The sequence below is a fragment of the Ruegeria sp. BHSA162 genome (assembly GCF_059613385.1).
On the sequence record NZ_JBXWSK010000094.1, the window covers coordinates 1 to 12,280 of the forward strand.

Annotated in this window: 13 protein-coding genes and 1 tRNA gene; 6 read left to right on the plus strand and 8 right to left on the minus strand. The window is 60.4% G+C overall.

Annotation, left to right across the window (positions count from 1 at the left end; all coding sequences use genetic code 11):
* Positions 1-1,493: glycosyltransferase (locus AC2FM5_RS17485; protein WP_496737106.1), on the minus strand; the 1,493-nt coding region annotated here is incomplete at its 3' end.
* Positions 1,494-1,582: 89 nt separating this feature from the next.
* Entirely contained in the window at positions 1,583-2,749 is a 1,167-nt protein-coding gene (gene carA, locus AC2FM5_RS17490; RefSeq protein ID WP_480753560.1) for a glutamine-hydrolyzing carbamoyl-phosphate synthase small subunit, read from the minus strand.
* Positions 2,750-2,932: 183 nt separating this feature from the next.
* On the opposite strand from carA, the gene AC2FM5_RS17495 reads away from it, so the two are divergent.
* Positions 2,933-3,418 carry a GatB/YqeY domain-containing protein gene (locus AC2FM5_RS17495; protein WP_170338416.1) on the plus strand — a complete coding sequence of 162 codons (486 nt, stop codon included), beginning with the start codon at positions 2,933-2,935 and terminating at the stop codon, positions 3,416-3,418.
* 6 nt (positions 3,419-3,424) lie between these two features.
* Here AC2FM5_RS17495 and AC2FM5_RS17500 read toward each other — a convergent pair whose 3' ends face one another.
* The 3 genes from AC2FM5_RS17500 to ctaD all read right to left on the minus strand — a co-directional run bounded on the left by AC2FM5_RS17500 (position 3,425) and on the right by ctaD (position 6,373).
* Positions 3,425-3,916 (minus strand): DUF2244 domain-containing protein, encoded by a 492-nt coding sequence (locus AC2FM5_RS17500; protein WP_222456880.1) that lies wholly within the window; start codon positions 3,914-3,916, stop codon positions 3,425-3,427.
* Positions 3,917-3,959: 43 nt separating this feature from the next.
* Entirely contained in the window at positions 3,960-4,559 is a 600-nt protein-coding gene (locus tag AC2FM5_RS17505) for a 2-hydroxychromene-2-carboxylate isomerase (RefSeq protein ID WP_496737109.1), read from the minus strand.
* Positions 4,560-4,714: 155 nt separating this feature from the next.
* Positions 4,715-6,373, minus strand: a complete 1,659-nt coding sequence (ctaD, locus tag AC2FM5_RS17510; RefSeq protein WP_170337942.1) for a cytochrome c oxidase subunit I — start codon at positions 6,371-6,373, stop codon at positions 4,715-4,717.
* 292 nt (positions 6,374-6,665) lie between these two features.
* On the opposite strand from ctaD, the gene AC2FM5_RS17515 reads away from it, so the two are divergent.
* Positions 6,666-7,085 carry an HIT family protein gene (locus AC2FM5_RS17515; RefSeq protein WP_093962481.1) on the plus strand — a complete coding sequence of 140 codons (420 nt, stop codon included), beginning with the start codon at positions 6,666-6,668 and terminating at the stop codon, positions 7,083-7,085.
* Here AC2FM5_RS17515 and AC2FM5_RS17520 read toward each other — a convergent pair.
* Positions 7,066-7,512, minus strand: coding sequence for a MerR family transcriptional regulator (locus tag AC2FM5_RS17520; protein WP_496737112.1), 447 nt, complete (start codon positions 7,510-7,512; stop codon positions 7,066-7,068). The two genes, AC2FM5_RS17515 and AC2FM5_RS17520, sit on opposite strands and share 20 nt — an antisense overlap.
* A 77-nt stretch (positions 7,513-7,589) precedes the next feature.
* On the opposite strand from AC2FM5_RS17520, the gene AC2FM5_RS17525 reads away from it, so the two are divergent.
* Entirely contained in the window at positions 7,590-8,543 is a 954-nt protein-coding gene (locus AC2FM5_RS17525; RefSeq protein ID WP_496737113.1) for a cation diffusion facilitator family transporter, read from the plus strand.
* Positions 8,544-8,857: 314 nt separating this feature from the next.
* Here the strand turns inward: AC2FM5_RS17525 and lipB are convergent, their stop codons facing one another.
* Complete coding sequence (gene lipB / locus AC2FM5_RS17530) at positions 8,858-9,514, minus strand: lipoyl(octanoyl) transferase LipB (RefSeq protein WP_093962478.1); 657 nt, start codon at positions 9,512-9,514, stop codon at positions 8,858-8,860.
* A gap of 39 nt (positions 9,515-9,553) precedes the next feature.
* Positions 9,554-10,213 (minus strand): DsbA family oxidoreductase, encoded by a 660-nt coding sequence (locus tag AC2FM5_RS17535; protein ID WP_170443158.1) that lies wholly within the window; start codon positions 10,211-10,213, stop codon positions 9,554-9,556.
* A gap of 142 nt (positions 10,214-10,355) precedes the next feature.
* Here AC2FM5_RS17535 and AC2FM5_RS17540 point away from each other — a divergent pair.
* From AC2FM5_RS17540 to AC2FM5_RS17550, 3 genes are all read left to right on the plus strand, one after another.
* Positions 10,356-10,442, plus strand: a tRNA-Leu gene (locus AC2FM5_RS17540).
* Positions 10,443-10,581: 139 nt separating this feature from the next.
* Entirely contained in the window at positions 10,582-11,427 is an 846-nt protein-coding gene (locus AC2FM5_RS17545; protein WP_170390461.1) for an arsenate reductase/protein-tyrosine-phosphatase family protein, read from the plus strand.
* On the plus strand, positions 11,424-12,280 hold an 857-nt coding region (locus AC2FM5_RS17550; RefSeq protein WP_496737116.1), incomplete at its 3' end, for an ArsJ-associated glyceraldehyde-3-phosphate dehydrogenase. The genes AC2FM5_RS17545 and AC2FM5_RS17550, both read left to right, overlap by 4 nt.

The following is a 12,280-nucleotide window of genomic DNA, read 5'->3' on the forward strand; positions in this document are numbered from 1 at the left end:
AGATCGCGCATCAATGCCAGGGGCGAGCGCATGTGGACAAGGTATGTGACCATGAACCCTTTGAGCCAGCGCGAGCGTTGCTTCACCCAAGGCCAGGCGCGGAAATTGGCCTCTTCATACGTGGCGGTTTTCACTATTTCGGTGCGATAGCCCGCGCGGCTGAGCCGAACCCCCAAATCCGCGTCCTCGGTCACGTTATGAGCGTCCCAGCCTCCCAATTCCAACAGCTTGTCCCTGCGGAAGAAGAACGTCGTTCCACCCAGCGGCACCACAAGACCCAACCGCGCGATTCCGGGCAGGATCACGCGGAACCAACCGCTGTATTCGATGGTGAAGCAACGCGAGCGCCAGTTGGTGCGCGGGTTGTAGTAGTCCAGAACACCCTGCAGGCAGACCACATCATCGGGCGCGCGGGCGAATTGCTCCACCACGGTCTCGATTTGGTCTGGCAGAGGCGCATCCTCGGCGTCCCAGACGCCCAAAATCTCTCCTCGGCAGAAATCCAGCGCATAGTTCATCGCCCGTGGTTTGGTGGTCAGGTTGCCAAGATCGGGCACCTCCAGCGTTCGGATCCAGCTGGGCAGGGTGGTCTGCGCAAGCGCTGACCGGGTGACGTCATCATGCTCTTCCAAGACCAGGATCACGTCCAACAGCGCCTTTGGATAGGTCAGGCGTGTCAGCCGTTGGATCAGCGCACCGGCGATTTCCCGTTCCTTGTGCAGCGGCACCAGGATGGACACGCAGGGCAGGCGGTGTTGCGCAAGCAAACCGTCTGGGTTTTTGGCCTTTTGGGGGAAGAGATACGATATCAACCCGGCCAGCCGAAGAATCAGGAACAGGATCAGCGTTGAAACTGCGGCCCAGAACAGCAGGGATAGCCCGGCATTCGGTTGCAGACCCAGGCCCACAAGCGCGGCCAGCGCCAAGAGGGTCGGCAGGAGACGTGAACTCGCAGTCCATGAGCGGCAGCTTTGCGATAGCGGCGCCCGCGTTTCCGCCGCCTCAGCCAAAGGTTTTGCGTAATGTCGGGCGATGGCTTGGTCGATGTCATCGGGTGCGGCCAGCACAGGCAGGACTGTCTGGGCGCAATCTGCCAACCCGTACCGTATTTCATCAAAGCGGTCTGGGTATGCCGTCGCGACCAAAAGCACGGGCCCGACTCGCAGCCACGGAATGGCGTTGTGCGTCAGCCAGAACCGCATCGGGCGCAGCGCGCAAAGGTCAGCGGGTGGCGGCGTGTTTTCCAGATCGGCGATCTGCAGCCCATGTTGTTGGCCCAGCGCCAACAACACATCGCCGCGCGAGGCCATATGCTCGCCAACCAGAATTTCGCCCAGAGGAGCGTTCTGCCGCTCCTGCAGTTTCAGGGCGTGATCCAGTTGAGCGGGGGTGATCACCCCCAAGTCGATCAGGCAAGTGCCCAAAGGTTTGCGCGGGCCAATGCCGGAAACCGGGGTCGCAGGCCCGTGACCCAGAAAATTCAATTCAACCATCATAGCACCCTGCCCGAAGTGTCGGGTCAGAGTTGCTCAATCAAGGTTAATTCCGGGTTAACGTTGACGCGGCCCGCAAACCTGCGGGATTAAGCGCGCACTTTTCGGTCTGCCATGGCCGCGGCAAACCGTTCAAACAGGTAAAAGCTGTCTTGCGGGCCGGGCGAGGCTTCGGGGTGATACTGAACCGAATACACCGGGCGATCGGACATGCGGATGCCGCAGTTCGAGCCATCGAACAGCGACCGGTGGGTTTCAACCACCCCCGCAGGCAACGATTGGGCGTCGACCGCGAATCCGTGGTTCATCGAGGTGATCTCGACCTTGCCGGTTTCCAGGTCCTTGACCGGATGGTTCGCGCCGTGGTGTCCGTGGTTCATCTTGATGGTCTTGCCGCCCAACGCCAGTGCCAGCATCTGGTGACCAAGGCAGATCCCGAAAATCGGCAGATCCGTGGTTTCAAGTATTTCCTTGATCATCGGCACAGCATAAGTGCCTGTCGCCGCCGGGTCTCCCGGGCCGTTGGACAGGAACACGCCGTCGGGGTCGTGCGCCAGCACCTCAGCCGCGGTTGCGGTTGCAGGCAGGACCGTCACGTCGCAACCGGCCGAGGCCAGGCAGCGCAGGATGTTCCGTTTTGCGCCGTAGTCCAGCGCGACGACCTTGTGCACGGGCGCTTCCTGACGCTGGTATCCGTCCGGCCAGGCCCAACGCATCTCGTCCCAGCGGTAGCTTTGGGCACAGGTCACGTCCTTGGCCAGATCCATGCCCTCCAGCCCGGCGAAACCACGCGCCGCTGCAACCAGGGCTTCAATGTCGAAGTTGCCCTGCGGGTCATGGGCCAGCGCGACATGCGGAGCGCCTTGCTGGCGGATCGCGCGGGTCAGCCGGCGGGTATCGACCCCACCGATGGCGATCCGGCCACGGCGTGCCAGCCAGTCGGTCAGCCGCTCGGCCGAGCGCCAGTTCGACGGCTCGGTCGGGTCCCACTTGACCACCATGCCCGCGGCGACAGGATCGGCGGTTTCGTCATCCTCGGGATTGACGCCGACATTGCCGACATGTGGGAAAGTGAAGGTCACGATCTGCCCGGCATAGGACGGGTCGGTCATGATTTCCTGATATCCGGTCATCGCGGTGTTGAAACACAGCTCGGCCACGGTTTGTCCCGTGGCGCCGAACCCGGTTCCGAAGAAGAGTGTTCCGTCGGCCAGAGCCAGACATGCGGTGGGCTTGGACGTGGCTTGATGGGCCATGGCGCGACTCTCCTATCGGGTAAATCGGCGCATAACTAAGGGGGTTGGTGCCTCGGGTCAACCCTGTTCAAATTTTGGGCTATTGTTGTTTTTCAATGATTTAGCCTTATCTGTCTGCTGTTGTGCCTCGGATTTTGTTTAGATATGTTCGGGGTTCCGTTGCCATGGGGATGGACAGAACAGATGGATATGCGAACTCGGGTGACCACTGCCCTGAAGCAAGCAATGAAGGACAAGGATGCCGAGCGTCTGTCGACGCTGCGGCTGGTCAATGCCGCGATCAAGGATCGGGACATCGCGCTGCGCGCGGCCGGAAACGAAGAGGCCAAGGGCTGCGATGACGCGGATGTTCTTGAGATTCTTGGGAAAATGAGCAAGCAGCGCAAGGAAAGCGCGCGGGCCTATGAGGAAGGCGGTCGTTTGGACCTGGCCGAGCGCGAACTGCGCGAGGTGAAGATCATCGAGGAATTCCTGCCCAAGCAGTTGGATGATGATGAGGTCGCAAAGGCCATCCAGACGGCGATCACGGCGACCGGTGCCGGGTCGATCCGGGACATGGGCAAGGTCATGGGCGAGCTCAAGGCCAACTACACAGGCCAGATGGACTTTGGAAAGGTGGGGCCGCTGGTCAAAGACCACCTGTGCGCAGCGTCGAACGGCGACTGCTGACGCGCTTTATTCAAGCGCCGGTTCGCGCAGCCGTTTTACCAGATCATCATACAAGGCAATGCGTTCCTCCTCTGAGAGGAACGCGCCAATCTCGACCACCCGTCCTTCACCCGACAGGGTCACATAGTTCGGGACGGGTCCGCCGGCCTTGTGCATTTCCGGACGGGCCCAGTATCGATTGCAAGTCCATTCCTGCTGGCCGGTCCGGGCGCTGTGATGGATCAGGCGTGCTTGGGTTCCGGTAAGCGTCAGGACCTCAAACACGTTTCGGGACCGATAGTTTGCCTGGATCGCAAGCCATAGGCCTGCCACCGTCAACAGAAGGAACGGCAATAGCCCCCACAGCAGAACCGATCCCAGAACTGCAAGCAGGGGGATCAGTCCAAACAGGAAAACCGATAGCACTACGGCCATCGCGCCGCGCGGTGGCAGGGAATTGTGCGGCCAAAGGCGCAATTCCTGTTCCGAGTTCGAGCTGTCGTTCCAATGGTAGGGCATATTGCAAAAATAGCGCCTGCTGATCCGGTGTCGATTGCCAATTTCAAACGACGTGTCCGACCCTCGCCCAGGACAGCGCGTCCTCAAGCCGGTCGTCGCCCCAGAACACTTCGCCCCGCGTGACAAAGCTGGGCGCGCCGAATACGCCCAGGCCCACCGCCATTTCGGTTTCAGCTTTCAACGCGGTTTCGATTTCGGGGCTGCGCGCGCGGGCTAGGACCGGCAGCGGGTCCAGCTGGCAGCGGAACAGAGCCTCGGACATGGCGGTTTCACTGCCGGCTTCGATACCGTCCTCAAACCAGATCCTGTAAAGGTTTTGGGTAAAGCTCTTGCCCCATCCTTCCCGGAAACCCAGCAGCGCGACCTGGTTGGCCAATTCGAGGTTCGAAATCGGATAGGGGGCGGGCAGCTTGGCGTGGATATGGTACTTGGCTGCGCGGCGTTCGATGTCGCGCCACATGTAGGCCGACTTGACGGGTTTGCCCGCAAACGGAATGTTCTTCTGTTCAGACATGACCGCGCGCACGTCGAAAGGGCGCCAGTTAACCTGCGCCTGGTGTTCTGCGCACCAATCGTCCAGACGCATGATGGTCAGGAAACTGTAAGTGCTGCCGATGGAGTACCAGAAATCAATATCGGGCATGGTGACCTCGGAGATTGGCCGGACATGCGGCGCCCCAAGGATACCCGATTTTCAACGATATTGCGACCGCCCGCGGAATGCGATGGCCGATAGAGCGCGAACAGTAAAAGAAAAACCCCGCCGTGAAGGCGGGGTTTCCTGTTTTCGGGAAGGGATCAGTGCGCGTGGCCCTTGTCCCAGTCTTCCTGCTTGGGCAGCTGCTCGAACGTGTGCTCGGGCGGCGGCGAGGGCAGGGTCCATTCCAGCGTATCCGCGTATTCGTTCCACGGGTTCGGGCGTGTTTCCTTGGCGCCCCGGAACAGGGCGTAGAACACGATCCCGAAGAACAGCAGGAACGAAGCGAACGAGACGAACGCACCGATCGACGAGACGAAGTTCCACTGAGCGAAGGCTTCGGGATAGTCGATATACCGGCGCGGCATGCCCTGACGGCCCAGAAAGTGCTGCGGGAAGAAGGTTAGGTTTGCACCGATGAAGAACATCCAGAAGTGCACCTTGCCCCAGAACTCCGAGTACTGACGGCCCGTCATCTTCGAGAAGTAGAAGTACACCCCGGCAAAGATGGCGAAGACTGCACCCAGGCTCATCACGTAGTGGAAGTGCGCGACGACATAGTAGGTGTCGTGGTAGGCACGGTCGATACCGGCCTGCGACAGAACCACACCGGTCACACCGCCGACGGTGAACAGGAACAGGAAGCCGAAGGCGAACAGCATCGGCGTCTTGAACTCGATCGAGCCGCCCCACATGGTGGCGATCCACGAGAACACCTTGACCCCCGTCGGAACCGCGATGACCATCGTGGCCAGCATGAAGTACGCCTGCTGGCGCAGTGACATTCCGACGGTGTACATGTGGTGTGCCCACACGACGAAGCCCAGTGCGCCGATTGCGATGATCGCCCAGACCATCGGCAGATAGCCAAAGATCGGCTTGCGCGAGAAAGTGGCGATCACGTGGCTGATGATGCCGAAGCCTGGCAGGATCACGATGTACACTTCGGGGTGTCCGAAGAACCACAGGATATGCTGGTACAGGATCGGGTCACCGCCACCGGCCGGATCAAAGAAGGTGAAGCCGAAGTTGCGGTCCATCAGCAGCATGGTGATCGCGCCCGCCAGAACCGGGAGCGACAGCAGAATCAGCCACGAGGTGACAAAGATCGACCAGCTGAACAGCGGAACCTTGAACAGGGTCATGCCCGGGGCACGCATGTTCAGGAAGGTGGTGATCATGTTGATCGCGCCGAGGATCGAGGAGGCGCCCGATACGTGCACGGCAAAGATCGCCAGGTCCATGGACATGCCGCCTTCGGTCGTCGACAGCGGCGGGTACAGAACCCAGCCCACACCCGAGCCGGCCTGATCGTTGCCGCCAGGGGCCAGCAGCGACGCGATGCCCAGCGAGGTGCCGGCGACATACAGCCAGAAGGACAGGTTGTTCATCCGCGGGAACGCCATGTCCGGCGCACCGATCTGCAACGGCATGAAATAGTTGCCAAAACCGCCGAACAGGGCGGGGATGACCACGAAGAACATCATCAGAACACCGTGATAGGTGATCATAACGTTCCACAGGTGTCCGTTGGGCGTACAGGGATCGGCCATGAAGCCTTCCAGGCACATGTACTGAACGCCCGGATGCATCAGTTCAAGCCGCATGTAGATGGTCATCGCGACCGAGATGAACCCGGCAAAGGCCGAGAAGATCAGGTAAAGGATCCCGATATCCTTGTGGTTGGTCGACATGAACCACCGGGTAAAGAACCCGCGCTGGTCTTCATGATCGTGACCATGAATGGCTGCGTCTGCCATTTAGGTGCCTCCTGTTGCAAATAGACCGCGCAGCCGGACCTCTCCGGCGCGCGGGATTCCTGCTGGTTTTAGAATGCAAGGGGGCGGCCTTCAATGGCCGAGTTTGATCTGGATCAAGAATAATTGTCGCGGGGCAGGAGGACACCCGCGCGATATCGGCCTTGGATGACCGGTATCTGGGGATGATCGGGCGAATTGCAAGGACAGGGGCTGTCCAAGGGCGGAATCACGCCTTGACCCGCTGCGGGCTTGGCCGCAGAACAACACGCAGCCCCTTTGTCGGAGACCCACGATGACCGCTTATGATCCCGAAAACATCTTTGCCAAGATCCTGCGGGGCGAGATCCCCTCGACCCGCGTCTACGAGGATGAGGACACGCTGGCTTTCATGGATATCATGCCGCGTGCGGACGGGCACCTTCTGGTGATCCCGAAAACGCCTTGCCGCAACGTGCTGGATGCCACACCCGAGCAATTGGCCGCAGTCATGACCACGGTTCAGAAACTGGCGCGTGCGGTCATGCGCGCCTTTGACGCCGAAGGGGTGACCATACAGCAGTTCAACGAGGCGGCCGGAGGGCAGGAGGTGTTTCACCTGCATTTCCATGTCCTGCCCCGGCACGAGGGCGTCTCTCTGCGCCCGCCCGGAAAGATGGGCGATTTCGACGAGATCGCCAAACACGCCGAGCGCATCAGGGCTGCGCTGGCGTGACGGGTGGGGGCGCCTGATGCGTCCCTGAACAGGCATCGTGATCCCCAAACGCCTGCAAGACTGAGCAGACGTGGTCGTGCTGCCCGTCGCAGGCGGCCGCGATCCGGTCAAGCTCGGTTTCGAGCCGGCGCAGCTTTGCAATCCGATCCTGCAGGTCCGCCAGTTTCCGCTTGGCGATTTCGTGTGCCCGGTTCAGATCGGCGCCTTGGGCGCCTTCCAATGACAGCAGGGCCTCGACATCGGCCAATGGCAGTCCAAGATCGCGCGTGTGTTTGACAAAGCGCAGCCGCTCGAGCGCGGCGCGGTCATAGCGCCGTTGGTTGCCAGCGCTCCGTTCCGGCGGTGGCAGCAGGCCCCTTTCTTCGTAAAACCGGATCGTGGCGACTTTGACGCCTGTGCGCCGTGACAAATCCCCGATCGAGAACATTTTCCGCAATCCCCCTTGAACCTCTAGTCACTAGAGGAATTAGGTATGGACCATGACCCAGACAAGGACACGACATCATGGCGCATGATCATTCCCACGCCGGACACAAACACCACGCCCAAATCGACGCCGATGCCGGAGACGCGCGGGTGGCATGGGCCATCGCGGTCAATATGTTTTTGACGCTGGCACAGGTGGTCGGCGGGATCTTTTCGGGGTCGCTGGCGCTCATCGCTGACGCGCTGCACAATTTTTCCGATGCAATTGCCCTGATCATCGCGTTCTTTGCCCGCAAGATTGCCCGGCGCCCAGCCGACCCGCGCATGAGCTTCGGATACGGTCGGGCCGAAGTGGTCGCGGCGCTGGTCAACTATACCACACTGATCGTCATCGCCGTGTACCTGATGTACGAAGGGGTGACCCGGTTCTTTCAGCCCGAGCCGATTGACGGCTGGCTTGTGGTCTGGATTGCCATGCTGGCGTTGGTGGTGGATCTGACTACCGCGCTTTTGACCTATAGCATGGCAAAAACCAGCATGAATATCCGCGCGGCTTTTTTCCACAACGTTGCTGATGCGCTGGGATCGGTTGCAGTGATCGTGGCCGGGGTGGCTGTGATCCTGTTCAATTGGACCTGGGTCGACCCGGCCGTCACCATTCTGATTTCGCTCTACATCCTGTGGCATGTCCAAAGCGAGATCGGAGAAACGATCCGTGTTCTCATGCTTGGCGCGCCGCCCGATCTGGACCCCGAGGAGGTCGCCTCGGCCATTGAGGCAATGGATGGCGTGCGCGAGGTTCACCATGTCCACTTGTGGAGCATGCAGGAAAACCAGCCCGCACTTACCGCGCATCTGGTGGTCGAAGACTGCGCCTGGTCGCAGGCTGAACAGGTGCGCGGTCTGGTGAAACAGGCAATGCGCGACAGTTTTGGGATCGGCCACCTGACGCTTGAGGTGGAAATGGCTGGTCGGTCCTGCCCAAAGACCATGCGGTTCGGCCATGCCGCGGACCAATCAGGCGAAAACTGAGGCCCCAAAAACGAGAATTGCCGTTCCGATATGGGGTCGGAACGGCAGACTCGTAACCAAACACTTGATCGATTTTCGCGGGCTGGCCGCGATCACCGGTTAACATACCACTCACTCTTGAACGGTATATTCATGATACCTCAAACTGCGGCTGTTGTGTGGAAGGAAGAAGGAGATTCCCTAAATTTTAAGGCAATTCGCGGCAATCTTCGGAAATTTGCGACCATATTGAGAAACAGAAGAACCCTGCATCGAGGATTGTCGTTCCGCGGGGTCAGATTCTGCGATTCGAAACCATGGTCGATGCGAGGTGGTCAGGCCGCCTCGGGGCCGAAAGCCTCAGTAAAGGTTTTGCGCAGAGCCACATCGACATCGGCCATTGTCACCGGCAATCCCAGATCCACCAACGAAGTCACGCCGAACTCCCGGATGCCGCAGGGAACGATGCCCGAAAAATGCTCCAGGTCCGGTTCCACGTTTATCGAGATGCCGTGGAAGCTGATCCATTTCCGCAAGCGGATGCCGATCGCAGCGATTTTGTCCTCGGCTGGTTCGCCGCTGACGGTCAGCGGCTTGTCCTTGCGCGGCACCCACACACCGACACGGCCTTCGCGGATTTCTCCGTGGACGTTGAACTCGGCCAGTGCCGAGATCACCCAGGTTTCCAGCTGTTTGACAAAGCGGCGGACATCATGGCCGCGCTTTCCGACATCCAGCATGACATAGACGACCCGCTGGCCAGGTCCGTGATAGGTGTATTCGCCCCCGCGCTTGCTGGCATAGACCGGGAATCGATCCGGGTCGGTCAGGTCTTGGGGTTTGGCTGATGTTCCGGCCGTATAGAGCGGCGGATGCTCCAAGAACCAGATGCACTCGTCCGCGGTTCCGGCCGCAATCTCGGCCACCCGCGCCTCCATGAAGGCGACGGCGGTGTCATAGTCGGTCAGTCCGTCGGTGATCTTCCATTCCATGCGCGCCTCATAGCCGTCCTGCTGTCCAAGCGAAAGAGGTTAGGCGGCCTCGGCCCGGCATCGCTGCAGGACCTGAGCGTAGGTCTCGGTGCCCTGCGCACCCGCCAGCAGGTACTTGCCGCCAAAAACCATTGCCGGAACTCCGGTGATGCCTCGGCTGGTCCAGAATTGTTGCTTTTGCCTTACCGGGCCTGCATGCGCGCCCGATTCCAATGCCGCGCGGGCGGCGTCTGGGTCGAGGCCGGCGGTCTGAGCGGCATCCAGCAATACCTCAACTTTCGAAACATCCCGCTGATCTGTGAAATAGGCCTTGAACAAGGCCAGCTTCAGAGGGTGTTGCCTGCCTTGCGTTTCGGCCCAGTCCAGAAGTTGATGTGCAGCGAAGGTGTTCACTATGCGGCTGTCGTCATTGAAATTGAACGTGAAACCCAAATCCGCACCCAGCGCGGTCAGCCGGTCTCGGGCTTGCTGGCTCTGCTCGGCGGTCGAGCCGTACTTCTCCATGATGTGCTCTCGCAGGTTCTGGCCATCTGGCCCCATTGCGGGGTTCAACTCGAACGGGTGCCACCGGAGCTGCGCCAGCACGTTCTCCTGCTCCAGCGCCAGATCAAGCTGGCGAAACCCGACGATGCACCACGGGCATACGACATCGGATACGATGTCGACTTGGATGACGGGGCGGGGATCGGGTGTGGTCATCGGATGCTCCTGCTGCGATTTGGCATCGGGTTTCATGACCCCACAGATATGGTTGCAGGCCGGGAATTCCAATGCGGTTGCTTTTGCCTCTTCACATCCTTTTGCCAAGCGTCTATACGCCGCCTACCAAGTCACAGGCAGTGCGGCCGTGGCGGAATTGGTAGACGCGCAGCGTTGAGGTCGCTGTGGGGTAACACCCGTGGAAGTTCGAGTCTTCTCGGCCGCACCATTTTCTTCAATATCAATTCACCCGTCGTTCCGTTTTGGGCGAGGGGCATCTTTGTGGCCAATCGTAAAATCTTGCCTGCGGTTTAAACGCGCCAAAAACGGGCACTTGATTTCGCCTGTAATTCGAATATCCATGAATTATGGAAAAAGTGATTCCCGACCGCCTGTCCACCTTGGGTCATCCGGCTCGGTTGGCCGTTTTCCGGCTGTTGATGCGCCGGTATCCCGATCGCATACCCGCGACCGAGATTGCCATGGCGTTGGACCTCAAGCCGAATACGCTGTCCAACTACGTAAACGCGCTGATGCAGGCCGGCCTTGTGACGCAGGAAAGGGTCGGGACGTCCTTGCGCTACTCGGTGGATATGGACGCCGTGCGGCAGACGTTCGATTACCTTCTGCTGGATTGCTGCCGTGGGCGTCCGGAACTCTGCGCGCCCAGTCCACTCAACGGCGTTGACGCGCATGCGGCCAAGGCCCCGCGTACCTACAACGTATTGTTCATATGCACCGGGAATTCCGCGCGTTCGATTTTCGCCGAGGCCCTGTTGAAGCAGCTTGGCGGCGACCGGTTCAACGTGTTTTCTGCCGGTACACGTCCGCGGTCCCAGTTGAACCCAGCGGCGCTTGAGGTGCTGCGGCAGAATGGGCACGACATCTCGGACCTGCGCGCCAAGAATGTAAGCGAGTTCCAGGCCCCGGGCGCGCCGAAGTTCGATTTCGTGTTCACCGTATGCAATCAGGCTGCGAACGAAGACTGCCCCGCCTGGCCCGGGCAGCCGGTCAGCGCGCATTGGGGTATGCCCGATCCGGTGAAGGCCGAGGGAACAGAGGCCCAAAAACGCCTTGCCTTCCAGCAGGCCTACGGCGCGTTGCGCAACCGGATCCTGACCTTTTCGTCGCTGCCGTTCGAAACCCTAGACCGTATGTCCCTTCAGAAGGCCGTGGATGACATCGGCCAGACCCATACCGGAGAAACCGCATGACCGTTTATGCTCTCAACGGCCTTGGCCGCATCGGCAAGCTGGCCTTGAAACCCCTGCTTGAGAAAGGCGCGCAGATCGCCTGGATCAATGACGCGGTGGGGGACCCCGCGATGCACGCGCATCTGCTGGAGTTCGACACCGTGCATGGCCGCTGGGCCGCCGACTTTAGTCATGACGAAAACTCGGTCACCATCGACGGCGTTCGGTTGCCCTTTGTCGGGACCCGCAACCTGTCTGATCTGCCGCTTGAAGGCGTCGACGTCGTCATCGACTGCACCGGGGTCTTCAAGACCGAGGCAAAACTGACCCCTTACTTTGACGCCGGTGTGAAGAAGGTGGTGGTCTCGGCGCCGGTCAAGGATGGTGATGCGGCCAATATCGTCTTTGGCGTGAACGAAGGCACCTATGATCCGGCGCGCCACCGCATCGTGACCGCGGCCAGCTGCACCACGAACTGCCTGGCCCCGGTGGTCAAGGTGATCCACGAGAGCCTGGGCATCCGGCACGGCTCGATCACCACGATTCATGACGTGACCAATACGCAGACGATCGTGGACCGTCCGGCCAAGGACCTGCGCCGTGCCCGGTCGGCGCTGAATTCGCTGATCCCCACGACCACTGGCAGTGCCACGGCGATCACGCTGATCTATCCCGAGCTGACGGGGCGGCTGAACGGGCATGCGGTGCGGGTGCCGCTGCTGAATGCCTCGCTGACCGATTGCGTGTTCGAGGTTGAACGCGAAACCACGGCCGAAGAAGTGAACGCCCTGTTCAAGGCCGCGGCCGAAGGGCCTCTGGTCGGCATTCTGGGCTATGAGGAGCGTCCTCTGGTTTCGACCGACTATACCAATGA

Bases quoted from the DNA above. Each gene is read 5' to 3' on its own strand.
- carA (WP_480753560.1), bottom strand. From the start codon at position 2,749: ATGGCCCATCAAGCCACGTCCAAGCCCACCGCATGTCTGGCTCTGGCC.
- AC2FM5_RS17495 (WP_170338416.1), top strand. From the start codon at position 2,933: ATGGATATGCGAACTCGGGTGACCACTGCCCTGAAGCAAGCAATGAAG.
- AC2FM5_RS17500 (WP_222456880.1), bottom strand. From the start codon at position 3,916: ATGCCCTACCATTGGAACGACAGCTCGAACTCGGAACAGGAATTGCGC.
- AC2FM5_RS17505 (WP_496737109.1), bottom strand. From the start codon at position 4,559: ATGCCCGATATTGATTTCTGGTACTCCATCGGCAGCACTTACAGTTTC.
- ctaD (WP_170337942.1), bottom strand. From the start codon at position 6,373: ATGGCAGACGCAGCCATTCATGGTCACGATCATGAAGACCAGCGCGGG.
- AC2FM5_RS17515 (WP_093962481.1), top strand. From the start codon at position 6,666: ATGACCGCTTATGATCCCGAAAACATCTTTGCCAAGATCCTGCGGGGC.
- AC2FM5_RS17520 (WP_496737112.1), bottom strand. From the start codon at position 7,512: ATGTTCTCGATCGGGGATTTGTCACGGCGCACAGGCGTCAAAGTCGCC.
- AC2FM5_RS17525 (WP_496737113.1), top strand. From the start codon at position 7,590: ATGGCGCATGATCATTCCCACGCCGGACACAAACACCACGCCCAAATC.
- lipB (WP_093962478.1), bottom strand. From the start codon at position 9,514: ATGGAATGGAAGATCACCGACGGACTGACCGACTATGACACCGCCGTC.
- AC2FM5_RS17535 (WP_170443158.1), bottom strand. From the start codon at position 10,213: ATGACCACACCCGATCCCCGCCCCGTCATCCAAGTCGACATCGTATCC.
- AC2FM5_RS17545 (WP_170390461.1), top strand. From the start codon at position 10,582: ATGGAAAAAGTGATTCCCGACCGCCTGTCCACCTTGGGTCATCCGGCT.